The organism is Streptomyces sp. NPDC014907 (assembly GCF_055562975.1).
In genome coordinates, this window is record NZ_JBVHEG010000005.1 from 116,086 (window position 1) to 130,534 (window position 14,449).

The following is a 14,449-nucleotide window of genomic DNA, read 5'->3' on the forward strand; positions in this document are numbered from 1 at the left end:
CACGCGGGAGAACGATGCTCGCGCAGCACCGCCCCCGTCACAGAGGAGACCCTCGTGCCACGCTCCACGACCATCCGTCCGGCGATACTCGCCCTGACCACGGCCCTCGCGACAGCGGCGCTGGCCGTGCCGGCGCACGCCGGCCACCGCGTCTCCGGCAGCAGCCTGCCGACCGTCACCCCGCGCGCCGAGACCCCGGCGCTGCACGACGACGACGCGGGCGGCAACGCCGACGCGGACGACCCGGCCATCTGGCGCAACGACGCCGCCCCCGGCCGGAGCCTGGTCATCGCGACCGCCAAGGAGGGTGGTCTGCGCGTCTACGACCTGGACGCGAAGCCCGTGCAGTCGATCGCCGCGCCCCCCGCCGCGGGTGAGGACGACGCCCCGGGCCGCTTCAACAACGTGGACCTCGTCCACGGCCTGCGCCTCTCCTCGGGGAAGGCCGATCTGGCCGTCACCAGTGACCGCGGCCACGACCGGCTGCGTTTCTACCGCGTGGACCGCGACCGCGTCGGCGGCCCGCTGACCGACGTCACCGACCCCGCCGCGCCGCCCGTGTTCTCCAGGGACCAGGCCGAGATCAACGACCAGCAGACCGCCTACGGCCTGGCGACCTGGACCGACCCCGCGACCGGGAAGGCCTACGCCCTGGTCAGCCGCCGCGAGCGCACCAGCATCGCCCTCCTGGAGCTGCTGCCGGCCGCGGACGGCAAGGTCACCTACCGCAAGGTCCGCACCCTGGACCTGCCCTCCTCCTTCCGCCTCCCCAACGGCACGTCGTGGTCGCCCTGCGGCGAGCCCGGCGAACTGCCCCAGGTCGAGGGCATGGTGGTCGACCCCGCGAACGGCACCCTGTACGCCGGTCAGGAGGACGTCGGCATCTGGCGCCTGAACGCCGACCTCACCGGCACCCCGAAGCTGATCGACAAGGTCCGCGAGTACGGCGTCCCCGGCGTCTACGACGAGGAGACGGAGGAGTGCGCGCCGGGCGCCGACCCCGGCTACGGCGGCACCCGGATCACGGCCGACGTGGAGGGCCTGACCCTGGTCGAGGAGGAGGACGGCGACGGCTACCTCCTCGCCTCCAGCCAGGGCGACAACACCTTCGCCGCCTACGACCGGGAGCTGGAGGACGACAACGAGTACGAGGGCGGTTTCCGGGTCGCCCCCGCGAGCGGCACCCTGGACGGGTCGGAGGAGTGCGACGGCGCCGCCGCCCTCAACGCCCCCCTCGGCTCCAAGTACCCCCACGGCCTCCTCGTCGTCCAGGACGGCCACGACGCCCCCGGTGACGGCGACCGCCCGTCGACCAACTTCAAGTTCGTCGACCTCGGCACCGTGATGGACGCCCTCGACGACTGACACCGACGAGGTGCGCGGTGACGCCGGCCGGCGGGTTCTTCCCGCCGGCCGGCGTCATGTCCGCGGAAGGTCGGGGGCGGCGGCCTCGAGTGCGGTGACGGTGCCCGACATGATCGTCCGCACGTGCGCGGTGATGTGCTCCGCGGGCCAGTCCCACCAGGCCACCGCCAGCAGCCGGGCGACGTCCCGGTCGTCGTAGCGGGTGCGGACGAGGCGGGCCGGGTTGCCGCCGACGACGCCGTAGTCGGGTACGTCGCGGGTGACCACCGCGCCGGCGGCGACGATCGCGCCGTGGCCGATCCGTACGCCCGGCATCACCGTGGCGCCGTACCCGAACCAGACGTCGTTGCCGACGACGGTGTCGCCCCGGCCCGGCAGGTCCGTGAGCAGGTCGAAGTGCCCGGCCCAGGAACCGCCCATGGTGGGGAAGGGGAACGTGGACGGGCCGTCCATCCGGTGGTTGGCGCCGTTCATGAGGAACCGCGTCCCCGTGCCCAGCGCGCAGAACCTGCCGATGACGAGCTTCTCCGGCCCGTAGTGGTACAGCACGTTGCGCGTCTCGAACGCGGTCGCGTGGTCCGGATCGTCGTAGTACGAGTACTCCCCCACCTCGATCAGCGGGGACGTCACCAGGGGTTTGAGCAGCACGACCCGGGGCTGTCCGGGCATCGGGTGGAGGACCGTCGGATCGGCGGGCACGGGCACGGGGCGCTCCTCGCGGGTGGGGGCCGGGGCGCGGCCCATGATCGCAGCACGGTGCCGCCGGGAGCACCCGCGCGTCCGGCGCGTCACCCGGCGAGGACGCGGAACGGTCGTGTCCGATGTCTTGACCCCCCCGGGGACCGGCCCCTACCTTGCTCAAGGCCTTGCGGAAAATTTCCGAAAAACTTTGCAACCCCCCGCGCCCACCGGCCCGTTCCACCGGTGCCGTGTGCCCGCGCACACCCGCCGCAGGTTCCTTCCCCACCCACCCCCACGAGGAGATCCCCATGAGGTTCCGCCTCAGAAAAGCCTCCCTCCGGGCCGGCGCCGCGCTCGCCGCCACCGGCCTGACGCTCGGACTCACCACGTCCCTCGCCCTGCCCGCGCAGCAGGCGGCGGCCGTGCCGACCGTCAACGGGGCAAAGAAGGTCACCGCCGTCCTGTTCGAGTGGAACTTCGACTCGATCGCCCGCGAGTGCACCCGGACGCTCGGCCCCAAGGGCTACGGATACGTCCAGGTCTCGCCCCCGCAGGAACGCATCCAGGGCAGCGCCTGGTGGACCGCCTACCAGCCCGTCAGCTACCGGATACAGGGCCCGCTCGGCGACCGCGCGGCCTTCAAGAACATGGTCGACACCTGCCACGGCGCCGGGGTCAAGGTCATCACCGACACGGTCCTCAACCACATGACGTCCGGGTCGGGCACCGGCACCGCGGGGACGCGGTACACCAAGTACGACTACCCGGGCACCTACTCCGACGCCGACTTCCACGGCTGCCGCCGCCCGATCGGGAGCAACTACTCCGACCGCCGCAACATCCAGGAGTGCGAACTCGGGGACACGGGCCAGCCCTCGCTGTCCGACCTGGACACCGGCAGCACCTACGTGCGGGACCGGATCGCGGGATACCTCAATGACCTCCTGTCCCTGGGCGCCGACGGCTTCCGCGTGGACGCCGTCAAGCACATACCCGCGAGCGACCTCACCGCCGTCCGCGCCAGGCTCAGCAACCCGGACGCCTACTGGATACAGGAGGCCATCTTCGGCGGCGGAGAGGCGGTCTCGCCCTCCGAGTACCTCGGCAGCGGCGACGTCCAGGAGTTCCGCTACACGACCGACCTCAAGCGGATCTTCACCAACGAGAAGCTCTCCTACCTCAAGAACTTCGGCGAGGCGTGGGGCTACATGCCGTCCGGCCTGAGCGGCAGCATGGTGGCCAACCACGACACCGAGCGCAACGGCAACAGCCTGAACTACCGCGACGGCGCGCGCTACACCCTCGCCCACGTCTTCATGCTCGCCCACCCGTACGGCAGCCCGTCGGTCCACTCCGGTTACGAGTTCGCCGGCCGGGACGACGGCGCGCCGGGCGGCCACGACGTGCGCGCCTGTTACAGCGACGGCTGGTCCTGTCAGCACGCCTGGCGCCAGATAGCCAACATGGTCGCCTTCCGCAACGCCGCCGAGGGCACCGCCATCACCGACTGGTGGGACAACGGCGGCAACGCCATCGCCTTCGGCCGGGGCGACAAGGGCTTCGTCGTCGTCAACCGCGAGAGCGGCCCGGTCACCCGGACCTTCCAGACCTCCCTGCCGGCCGGCACCTACTGCGACGTCCAGCACGGCGACCCGGTCACCGGGGGCGGCTGCACCGGGACCTCGTACACCGTCGGCTCCGACGGCAGGTTCACCGCCACCGTGGCCGGTGACGACGCGGTCGCCCTGCACGTCGGCGCCCGGGGCGGGGAGGCCCGCGACCACACGGCCACCGTGTACTACGGCACCGACGGGAACTGGCCCGCCTACAACCTCCACTACGCCCCGGGCGGCGGCGCCTGGACCGCGGTCCCCGGCGTCGCCATGGAACCGGCCTGCGCCGGCTGGGTGCGGAAGACCGTCGCCCTGGGCTCCGCCACGACCTTCAGGGCCGCCTTCAACAACGGCGCCGGCACCTGGGACAACAACGGCTCCGCCAACTACTCGCTCGGCACGGGCGACGTCACCGTCAGGGGCGGGACCGTGGGCACGGGCAACCCCTGCGAGGGGCAGAAGGAGACCGGCGCCTCGTTCGCCGTCACCGCCACCACCGTGCCGGGCCAGAGCATCCACGTCGTCGGCGACATCGCCGCCCTGGGCTCCTGGTCGCCCGCGGCCGCCCTCCGGCTGGACCCCGCCGGCTACCCGGTCTGGAAGCTGGACCTGAAGCTGCCCCCCGGCACCTCCTTCGCGTACAAGTACGTCCGCAAGGACACCTCCGGCGCCGTGACCTGGGAGAGCGGCGCCAACCGCACCGCGACGGTCCCGGCCTCCGGCACCGTCACCCTCACGGGCACCTGGCGCGACTGACGCCGCACGCCCGGACCGCGGGCGGGCCGGCCCCGCGCCGGCCCGTCCGCTCCGCGTGCCCGGCCCGCTCCCCCGGGCCGGGCACGCCCCCGTCCGCAAGGAGTTGCTGAAAAGATCGGCAAAACCTTGCAGACCCGATCGGCCGACTGCTTGACTCACCGGTGGCCGACGGTCGTTGCGGCCCCTTCGCGAGAGGAACAGCAATGAGCAGCGAGTACGACGTCCTCGTCCTGGGAGGGGCGGGCGTCGACACGATCGTGTACGTTCCCGAGCTTCCGCTCCCCTACGCCGACAGCTACATGATCCGGCCCGGCATCGAGACCCGCGCGGGCCAGACCGGGGACTTCGTGGCGCTGGGCCTGCACTCCCTGGGGCTGCGCACGCACCACGTCGACATGATCGGCGACGACCCGTCCGGGGACCTCGTCCGCGCCTTCCACCGCGACCGGGGCATCGACTTCACCGAGGTGCCCCTGCCCGGCGGGACGAAGCGGGCCGTCAACCTGGTCGACCCCGGGGGGCGCCGTCTCTCCCTCTACGACGACAGCCGCTCGCGGGAGTCCGACCGGCTCCCCGAGGACCTGGTGCGGCGGCTGGCCTCGGTCAGCCGCCACGCGCACGTCTCCCTCACCTACCCGTGCGCCTTCACCCTGCCCCTGCTGCGCGAGGCCGGCCTCACCGTCTCCACGGACCTCCACAACTGGGACGGCGAGAACCCCTACCACGAGGAGTTCGCCCACGGCGCGGACGTGGTCTTCGTCTCCACCACCGCCCTGGCCGACCACGAACGGACCATGCGGCGCGTCCTGGAGCGGGGCCGGGCCGAGGTGGTCGTCGCCACCGCCGGCGCCGAGGGTTCCTACCTGCTGACGTCCGACGGCACGCTCGACCACGTCCCGGCGGTCGCCCCCCGCGCGCCGGTCGTCGACTCCAACGGCGCGGGCGACGCCTACGCCGCCGCCTTCCTCTACGGCCGCCTCAACGGCGAACCCCCCGCGCGGTGCGCCCTGTACGGCGCCGTCGCCGGGGCGTACGCCTGCACCGTACCCGCCACCGGGAGCGACGCCATCGGCCGCGCGGCCCTCCTCGACGAGGTCGCCGCGCTCACCGGCGCGGGAGCCGGGGCGTGAGCGCCGGCTCCTACGACGTCGTCGTCCTCGGCGGAGGCGTCGCGGGCTGCGTCCTGGCCGCCCGTCTCAGCGAGGACGCCGGGCGGACGGTGTGCCTGGTCGAGGCGGGACCCGACTACGGGCCGGAGCCCGGCGGCTGGCCCGCCCCGCTGCTCGACGCCCGCGCCCTCCCCCGCGACGACGTGTGGGAGCGCCGGGTGGCCGCCCACCGCTTCCGCGCCCGCGTGATCGGCGGCTCCTCCTGCGTCAACGGCTGCTGGAACACCTGGGGTTCGGACGCCGACCACGACGAATGGGTACGGGCGGGAGGGGCGCGCTGGGGAGCGGAGGCCATGGCGCCGTACCGTTCCGCGGCCGTGCGCGCCATGGGCCTGCGCACGGTGCCCGACCGCGAACTGTCCCCCTGGAGCCGGGCCTCCCTCGCCGCCGCCCGCGAACTGGGCCACGAGGAGGTCGACATGGCGCGGCCCGGCCCGCCCGGGTACGGCCGCCCCCTGCTCAACGCCCACGACGGCCTGCGCCGGAACGCCGCGCTCGCCTATCTCGGCCCCGGGGTCCGGGCGCGCCCGAACCTCACGGTCCTGGCCGGCGCCGTCGCCGACCGGCTGCTCCTGCGCGGCGGCCGGGTGGACGGGGTGACCGTGCTCGTCGACGGCGCGCCCCGGACGCTCCGCGCCGGCCTGTACGTGGCGGCGAGCGGCGCCTTCGGCTCCCCCGCCCTGCTGATGCGCAGCGGCATCGGCCCCGCGGACCCGCTGCGGAGGGCGGGCGTCGTGCCCGTCGTGGACCTTCCGGGGGTGGGGGCGAACCTCAGCGACCAGCCCGGCGTGTTCCTCCCCCTCGTACCGACGCCGGAGCTGAACGCCGCCCTGGCGGAGAAGGAGCGCGAGGGCGAACTGTACGTGAGCCGGGTCCTCGTCCGGGTCGCGAGCGAGTACGCCCCGGAGGGCGGCTGGGACCTGCACGTCCTGCCCGCCGCCGGACCGCCGCTCTTCGGTTCGCTGCCGCCGGGGACGTACGAGGCGGGGGTGTCCGCGTTCCTGGTGAAGCCCCTCTCCCGGGGCACCGTACGGCTCCGCTCGGCCGATCCGCTCGCCGCCCCGGACATCGATCCCGGTTTCCTGTCCGATCCGGGGGGACGCGACCTGGCCGTGCTCCGGTCGGGTCTGGAGACGGCCCTGCGTTTCGCCGGGTCCGCCGCGCTGAAGGGGCTCGCGTCCCTGCCGGAGGGGACGGCCGCCCCGCACGAGCTGCCGGAGGAGGAGCTGCGCGCGCGGCTCGGCACCTACTGGCATCCGGTGGGAACCTGTGCGATGGGCCCCGAGGACGATCCGTCGGCGGTGGTGGACGGCGAGGGACGGGTGCGCGGCGTGGAGAACCTCCGGGTGGCGGACGCCTCGGTCCTGCCGACGGTTCCGGCCGCCAACACCCAGCTGCCCGTCCTCGCCGCCGCCGAGTCGCTGGCGGCCGCCGTCACCGGCGCGCCCGTCCCGTGACCGGCCGCGCCGGGCCCGCGCCCCACGACCACGTCCCGGACAAGGAGCGACGGACATGACGGAACCACCCGCCACCGGCGGAGGACGCCTGGTGTACGGATGCATGGGCCTCGGCGGTGGCTGGGACACCCTCCCCCACACGGCCGCCGACGTCGCCCGCGCCGAGGCGGCCGTCGAGGCGGCCCTCGACATCGGCGTCACGGTGTTCGACCACGCGGACATCTACCGGTACGGCAAGTCGGAGGCCGTCTTCGGCGAGGTGCTGTCCCGGGCGCCGGGGCTGCGCGAACGGATCACCCTCCAGACCAAGTGCGGCATCCGGCTCCCCGAGGGGGACCGGCCCGGCCTGTACGACCTGCGCGGTCCGAGCGTGCTGCGCCGGGTGGAGGAGAGCCTCGCCCGGCTGCGGACGGACCACGTCGACGTCCTGCTGCTGCACCGGCCCGACCCGCTGGCCGATCCGGAGGAGCTGGCCGCCGCGCTCGCCTCCCTGCACCGGCAGGGCATGGTCCGCCGTTTCGGCGTGTCCAACATGCACGCGGCCCAGATCGCCCGGCTGCGGTCCTTCCTGGACCTGCCGCTGACCGTCAACCAGCTGGAGATGAGCCTGCACCGCCGGGACTGGGTCGAGGAGGGCGTGCTCGTCAACACCCCGGCGGGCGCCGGCGTCGGCTTCCCCGCGGGCACCGTGGAGTACTGCCTGGAACAGGGCATGGAGCTCCAGGCCTGGGGGGCGCTCGCCGGCGGCCGCTTCTCCGACCCGCAGGCCGGCCCGGCCGCCGCGCTCGTGGCCCGGCTCGCGCGGGCCGCGGACACCACCCCGGAGGCCGTCGTGCTGTGGTGGCTCCAGCGCCATCCCGCCGGGATCGTGCCGGTGATCGGCACCTCGCGTCCCGAGCGCGTCCGCGCCTGCCGCGACGCCGTCTCCCGGCCACCCGCCCTCGGGCACGAGGAGTGGTACGCGCTGTGGACGGCGGCGCGCGGCGCGCCGCTCCCCTGAGGGCGCGCCGCCGCCCCGGTCGCCCGAACGGGCCGTGCCCCCCGCCACTCGGCGGGGGGCACGGCCCGTTCGGGTCCGCGGGTCAGCGCGTGGGCGCCCCGCTCACGCCCGTCGCCGCGAGCAGGGCGCCCGCGGTGTTCCGCTGGGTCGCGACGAGCTGGCCGCGCAGGGCCTCCGGTATGCGGTCGCGGTCGCGCGGGTCGACGACGAAGGCCTGCCGTCCCGCCAGACCGGGGTGGGCGGCCAGCTGTTCGCCGGTGAGGGCGGCGGGCAGCAGCCGCAGCCAGCGGCCCTCGTCGGTGAGGGCGCCGTCCTCGACGGCGATGCCACCCGGGCCGTAGACGAGCTGCTGGCTGGTGGAGTCGGTCGCCCTGACGTCCCACACGAGGGTGGTGCCGTCGACCCAGGCCGCCTTGGAGCGGGAGAGGTCCAGGTCGGGGACGGTGCGGTTGCCGGGCAGGAGGTAGCCGGTGTCGCCGCCGACGAGCCAGACCTCCTTGCCGTGGGAGCCGAACTCCAGCGAGCGGTCGCTGGGGAGGTCCTTCTCGTCGCCCCGGTGGACGATGTAGCTGAGCGAGGTGGCCCCCTCGGCGAGCGGCACCTCGAAGACGGCGCCGAAGGCGTCGGTGCGGACCGGGGTGAGCGGCCATGTCCAGTCGGTGGGGGCGGCGGCGCCGGTCCAGGTGTGCAGTCCCCAGCCGGTGTGGTCGCCGTCCGGCCGGCGGTAGTGGATGACGGCCTTGCGTTCGTCCTGCGGCGGGTAGACCCCGGCCGGTACGGTCTCGGACTGGTCGTCCCGGCCCTGGGTGATCCACACCTCTCCGGTGCGGCGCAGGGCGACGGCGCGCGCGGGGCCGTCGGCGACGCCGTCCTTCTCGACGGTGTAGGAGACGCTGTCGGTGCCGGGGGCGACCTTGACCCAGGCGAAGGCGCCGAAGGCGTCGCGGCCGGTGAACTCCGCGGTCGCGCCGTCCGCGGAGAGCTTCCAGCCCGTGTAGTCGCCGCCGGGGCGCCGGTAGTGGACGACGGCGTAGTCGCGTTCGAAGGCGCTGGGGCGGCCGGGGGCGGCGGGGCGGCCCGCGGTGGTCGCGGCGAGGCCGCTCGCGGTGCGTCCCCGTTCGTCGACGACGACGGCCTTGTACCGCAGCGGGGTGCCCTCGGCCAGGTCGGCCGGCAGGTTCTGGGTGACCTTGTACGGGGCGTGGTCGGCGGAGCCGAGGACCTGCCAGGGGCCGTCGCCGGTCTGGGCGGCGAAGACGACGCGGCTGAGTTCGCCGCCGGTGACGGCGGCGGAGAGCTCGACGGTGCCGGTGGCCCCGGCGGCCGGGGCGGTGAGGGTCACGGCGGGTGCGGCGCGCGGGGCGTCGAGGGGGCGGACGGCCCTGAGGACGACGGAGGAGAGGGCGGGGACGGTGAGGGTGACCTCGCGGTCGCCGTCGCTGCGGACCGCCCGGACGCTTCCGTGGAGCGGGACGAACAGGGCGCGTGAGGTGCCCGTGCGGAAGGTGACGGTCCGCGGGGCGGTGGCGTTGTTGACCGCGACCAGGTACTCGGTGCGGCTCCTCGGGTCGATCCGGGAGGCGGCGTGGACACCGGGGCCGCGGGCGTCCGCGTACCGCTGGATCTGGACGCCGTCGCGCAGGGCGGGGTGGCGCTTCGTCAGGCGGGAGAGGGCGGCGACGGAGCGGTAGAGCGGGTGGCCGGTGTCGTAGGCGTCGGTGGCGTGGGTGCGGTCGGTGCCGATGAGGTCGTCGTCGAGGTAGTCGGGGACCCGGGAGGCGAACAGGGTCTGGCGGGCGTCCTTGTCGCCGCCGGCGCCGGTGAAGCCCTGCTCGTCGCCGGCGTAGACCACCGGGTTGCCGCGGGAGAGGAAGAGGATCTCCTGGGCGAGCCGGGACCGGAGGAGGAGTTCCCGGTCGGAGGCGCCCGGGTTGTCCTGGGCGAGGAAGGCGCCGATGCGGCCCATGTCGTGGTTGCCGAGGAAGGTGACCTGCTCGTAGGCGTTGGCCCTGTCGGTGGTGTAGCGGTAGTCCTGGGCGAAGACCTCCGCGAGGGAGGAGGGCGGGCGGCCGAGGGACGTGACGTCGCGGACGGCCTGCTGGAGGGGGAAGTCGAGGGTGGAGTCGAGGCGGCCCCGGGTGACGTAGGGGGCGGTGACGGCGGGGTCGGAGGAGAGGACCTCGCCGAAGATGAGGAAGTCCTTCCGCCCGTGCGCGGCGGCGTAGGCGTCGAGGGCGGTGGCCCACTGGGTCCAGAACGCCATGTCGACGTTCTTGACGGTGTCGACGCGGAAGCCGTCGATGCCGAAGTCGTGGACCCAGCGCTGGTAGATCTCGGCGAGTCCGCGGACGACCTCGGGGCGTTCGGTCCACAGGTCGTCGAGCCCGGTGTGGTCGCCGTAGAGGCCGCTCTCGCCGACGAAGGTGGAGTCGCCCCGGTTGTGGTACATCGTGGGGTCGTTGAGCCAGGCCGGCTTCTTGGCGTCCTTCTCCGCCGGGTCGGTGACGGGGGTGTACGGGAGGCCGTCGGGGTCCACCCGCGCGGAGGTCCTCGTGTCGTCGAAGGGGCGACCGGTGCTGTCCAGGTAGGGGTGGGCGCCCTTGCTGCGGTAGGCGTTCCGGTTCTCGGCCGGCCTGATGACGTCGGCGGTGTGGTTGGTGATGACGTCGAAGAAGACCTTCATGCCCTTGGCGTGGGCGGCGGCGATCAGCTTCCGCAGGTCGTCGTTGGTCCCGAAGTGGGGGTCGACGCGGGTGAAGTCGGTGATCCAGTAGCCGTGGTAGCCGGCGGAGACGTCCTTGCCGACGCCCTGCACCGGCTTGTTCCGGAAGATCGGCGCCATCCAGATGGCGGTGGTGCCGAGGCCCTTGATGTAGTCGAGCCGCTGGGTGAGGCCCTTGAGGTCGCCGCCCTGGTAGAAGCCCTTGTCCGTGGGGTCGAAACCGGTCTCGGTGCGGCTGCCGGTGAGACCGCCCCGGTCGTTGGAGGGGTCGCCGTTGGCGAACCGGTCGGGCAGCACGAAGTAGAACTGCTCGCGGGTCAGGTCGTGACGGGCCGGCTGGGCCGCGAGCGCGCGGTCCGACGGGGGCGGGGGCGGCGGCCGGTGGCCGGCCGCCGCCGGGGCGTGGGCGGTGAGCGCGGTCGCCACGAGGGCGACCGCGGTGGCGACCGCGACGCGTGCCGCGCGGCGGGCGGGGCGGTACGCGGCCCGGGCGGGGGCGGGGGTGTCGTGCACGTCTGGGTCCCTTCCGGATGGGCTGTCTTCAGTGCGGGGGCAGCTGGACGCCGGTCGCGCCGAGCAGGGCTCCGTCGGCGGCTCGCTGGGTGGCGATGAGCTGTCCCCGCCGTGCCTCGGCGGCTCGGTCGAGGTCACGGGGGTCGATGGCGAAGGCCGACCAGCCTTCGTACGCGGGGTGCGCGGCGCGCTGTGCGGCGGTGAGGGCCGTGGGGGTGAGGCGCAGCCACCGGCCCTCGTCGGAGAGCCTTCCGCCGGTGAGCGTGATGCCGCCGGGGGCGTAGACGAGCTGCTGGCTGGCGACTCCGGTCCCGGTGCCGCGCCAGACGACGGTGGTGTCGTCGAGCCAGACCGCGTCGTCGCGGTCCAGGTCGAGCGGGAAGGCCCCGCCGAGCGAGGGGGACAGATAGGCGGCCTCCCCGGCGAGGCGCCAGACCTCCCGGCCGTGGAGGCGGAGGTCGAGGACTTCGTCGCCGGAGACGTCCTTCTCCTCCTTCTTGTGGAGGATGTAGCTCAGGGAGCCGGCGCCCTTGCGGAGGGGGACCTCGAAGACCAGCCCGAAGGCGTCCCGGCGCACGGGGCGGATCGGGTCGTTCCACTCGGGCGGGTGGGCGGCCCCGGTCCAGGCGTGCATTCCCCAGCCGTCGTAGTCCCCGTCGGGCCGGTGGTAGTGGATCACCGCCGTGGCCGGGTCCTGGGGTTCCGGGGTCCCGGCGGGACGCGTGGCGTCGACGAGGGTGGTGCCCTCGCGGGTCCAGACCTCTCCGGCGGCCGTGACGTCGAGGACGCGTGCGGGGGCGTCGGGGACGCCGTCCTTCTCCACGGTGAAGGAGAGCCGCGTGCCGTTCTCGGGCGGGGTCACCCAGGCGAAGGCGCCGTACGCGTCACGGCCCGCGAAGTCGGCGGTGACGGAGCCGGCGCGCAGCCGCAGTCCCTCGTAGTCGCCGTCCTGCCGCTGGTGGTGCACGACGACGTGCCGGCGTTCGGCCTTCGGCGGGACCGGGGGCGGGACCTCGCCGGTCGTGGTGGTGCCCAGGGCGGAGGCGGTGCGGCCGGTGCCGTCCACGGCGACGGCCTTGTAGCGGACCGCGGTGCCCGCGGGCAGGGTCGTGGGCAGGTTCTGGGTGACCTTGTACGGGGCGTGGTCGGCGGAGCCGAGGACCTGCCAGGGGCCGTCGCCGGCCTGGGCGGCGAAGACCACCCGGCTCAGGGGGTCTCCGGAGACGGCCGCGGAGATCTCCACGGTGCCGAGGGCTCCCGGGGGCGGGACGGTGAGGGTGAGGGACGGCGCCCCGGGGGTGCGGGGCAGCGGGGTGCGCGCCTTGAGGACGACGGCCGACAGGGCCGGGACGGTGAGGGTCACGGTGCCGTCGGGGCCGCTGCGCAGGGCGCGGCGGGTGCCGTACAGCGGCAGCAGGTCCTGGTGGGGGGCGCCGGTGGGCACCTCGGCGGTGCGGGGTTCCTCGGCGTTGTTGACGGCGACGAGGTACTCGGTGCGGTGACGGGCGTCGAAGCGGGAGAAGGCGTAGACGCCCTGTCCCCCGGCGGTGTACCGCTCGGTCTGGACGCCGTCGCGCAGGGCGGGGTGGCGTTTCGTCAGGCGGGAGAGGGCGGCGATGGAGCGGTAGAGCGGGTGGCCGGTGTCGTACGCGTCGGTGGCGTGGGTGCGGTCGGTGCCGAGCTGGTCGTCGTCCAGGTAGTCGGGGACCCGGGAGGCGAAGAGGGTCTGCCGGCTGTCGGAGTCGCCGCCGGCGCCGGTGAAGCCCTGCTCGTCGCCCTCGTAGACGACGGGGTTGCCGCGGGTGAGGAGGAGCAGTTCGTGGGCGAGCCGGTCGCGGCGGAGCAGTTCGGCGTCGTCGGCGCCCGGGTTGTCCTGGGCCAGGAAGGTCCCGATCCGGCCCATGTCGTGGCTGCCGAGGAAGGTGACCTGTTCGTAGGCGTTGGCCCTGTCGGTGGTGTAGCGGTGGTCCTGGGCGAGGACGTGCGCGAGGTCTCCGGCCGGTCCGCCGCGCGAGACGTAGTTGCGCAGGGCGGCCTGGAGGGGGAAGTCGAGGGTGGCGTCGAGGCGGCCCCGGGTGACGTAGGGGGCGGTGACGGCCGCGTCGGCGGAGAACGCCTCGGCGAACATGAAGAAGTCCTCGCGTCCCTGCCGGGCCGCGTAGGCGTCGAGGGCGGTGGCCCACTGGGTCCAGAACGCCATGTCGACGTTCTTGGCGGTGTCGACGCGGAAGCCGTCGATGCCGAAGTCGTGGACCCAGGTCTCGTAGATCCTCTTCATGCCCTCGACGACCTCGGGGCGTTCGGTCCACAGGTCGTCGTGGCCGAAGAAGTCGCCGTAGAGGCCGCTCTCGCCGACGAAGGTGGAGTCGCCCCGGTTGTGGTACATCGTGGGGTCGTTGAGCCAGGCGGGGACCTTGGTGCGGCCCGTCGGGACGGGGGTGTAGGGGAAGGAGTCGGCGTCGACCCGGGGCACCCCGGCGGTGTCGTCGAAGGGGCGCCCGGTGGTGTCGAGGTACGGGTGGGCGCCCTTGGGGCGGTAGCCGTACTCCTTCTCCGCGTAGTCGACGGTGTCGGCGGTGTGGTTGGTGATGACGTCGAAGAAGACCTTCATGCCCTTGGCGTGGGCGGCGTCGACCAGCTTCCGCAGGTCGTCGTTGGTCCCGAAGTGGGGGTCGACCCGGGTGAAGTCGGTGATCCAGTAGCCGTGGTAGCCGGCGCTCGCCCCCGTGGCGCCGCCCCGGTCCTGGACGGGGATGTTGGTGAAGACGGGCGCCATCCACAGGGCGGTGGTGCCGAGGCCCTTGATGTAGTCGAGCCGCTGCGTGAGGCCCTTGAGGTCGCCGCCCTGGAAGAACCTCTTGTCGGTGGGGTCGAAACCGGTCTCCATGCGGGTGCCGGCGAGGCCGCCCCGGTCGTTGGAGGGGTCGCCGTTGGCGAACCGGTCGGGCAGGGCCAGGTAGAACTGCTCGCGGGTGAGGTCGTGGCGGGCGGGCTGGGCCGCGAGCGCCCGGTCCGACGGGGGCGGGGGCGGGGTCGCGGTCGTGGACGCGGTCGACGGCGTGCCGACGAGGGCCGTCGCCAGCAGGGCGGTCGCCAGGGGCACGGCGGAGCGCCGGATGAGTCCGGTCACGGGAGTGCTGCTCCTCGGGAGCGTGGGCGGGAGGGAAGGGCGG

6 protein-coding genes and 2 pseudogenes are annotated in these 14,449 nt (G+C 74.1%); 5 read left to right on the forward strand and 3 right to left on the reverse strand.

The genetic code is table 11. The features are described from left to right. Positions 1 to 54: 54 nt before the first annotated feature. Entirely contained in the window at positions 55 to 1,365 is a 1,311-nt protein-coding gene (locus ACZ3IL_RS15785) for a phytase (protein WP_467390651.1), read from the forward strand. A 54-nt stretch (positions 1,366 to 1,419) separates the two neighbouring features. Here the strand turns inward: ACZ3IL_RS15785 and ACZ3IL_RS15790 are convergent, their stop codons facing one another. Next, a complete protein-coding gene (locus ACZ3IL_RS15790) occupies positions 1,420 to 2,109 on the reverse strand; it encodes a CatB-related O-acetyltransferase (protein WP_467390653.1) in 690 nt (229 codons plus the stop codon). 245 nt (positions 2,110 to 2,354) lie between these two features. On the opposite strand from ACZ3IL_RS15790, the gene ACZ3IL_RS15795 reads away from it, so the two are divergent. The 4 genes from ACZ3IL_RS15795 to ACZ3IL_RS15810 all read left to right on the forward strand — a co-directional run bounded on the left by ACZ3IL_RS15795 (position 2,355) and on the right by ACZ3IL_RS15810 (position 8,041). After that, positions 2,355 to 4,415, forward strand: a complete 2,061-nt coding sequence (locus tag ACZ3IL_RS15795) for a carbohydrate-binding module family 20 domain-containing protein (RefSeq protein WP_467390655.1) — start codon at positions 2,355 to 2,357, stop codon at positions 4,413 to 4,415. 203 nt (positions 4,416 to 4,618) lie between these two features. Further along, entirely contained in the window at positions 4,619 to 5,545 is a 927-nt protein-coding gene (locus tag ACZ3IL_RS15800) for an adenosine kinase (protein WP_467390658.1), read from the forward strand. Further along, positions 5,542 to 7,041, forward strand: a complete 1,500-nt coding sequence (locus tag ACZ3IL_RS15805) for a GMC family oxidoreductase (protein WP_467390660.1) — start codon at positions 5,542 to 5,544, stop codon at positions 7,039 to 7,041. The genes ACZ3IL_RS15800 and ACZ3IL_RS15805 overlap by 4 nt, the downstream gene beginning before the upstream one ends. Before the next feature lie 55 nt (positions 7,042 to 7,096). Then, on the forward strand, positions 7,097 to 8,041 hold the full coding sequence (locus tag ACZ3IL_RS15810; RefSeq protein WP_467390662.1) for an aldo/keto reductase: 945 nt from the start codon (positions 7,097 to 7,099) through the stop codon (positions 8,039 to 8,041). Positions 8,042 to 8,135: 94 nt separating this feature from the next. On the opposite strand, the pseudogene ACZ3IL_RS15815 reads toward ACZ3IL_RS15810, so the two are convergent. Together ACZ3IL_RS15815 and ACZ3IL_RS15820 are read right to left on the reverse strand one after the other, a co-directional pair. Continuing rightward, positions 8,136 to 11,276 (reverse strand): annotated as a pseudogene (locus tag ACZ3IL_RS15815) (alpha-amylase family glycosyl hydrolase); the annotation flags it as partial. 43 nt (positions 11,277 to 11,319) lie between these two features. Next, positions 11,320 to 14,373, reverse strand: a pseudogene (locus tag ACZ3IL_RS15820) (alpha-amylase family glycosyl hydrolase); the annotation flags it as partial. Between the last annotated feature and the right edge of the window lie 76 nt (positions 14,374 to 14,449).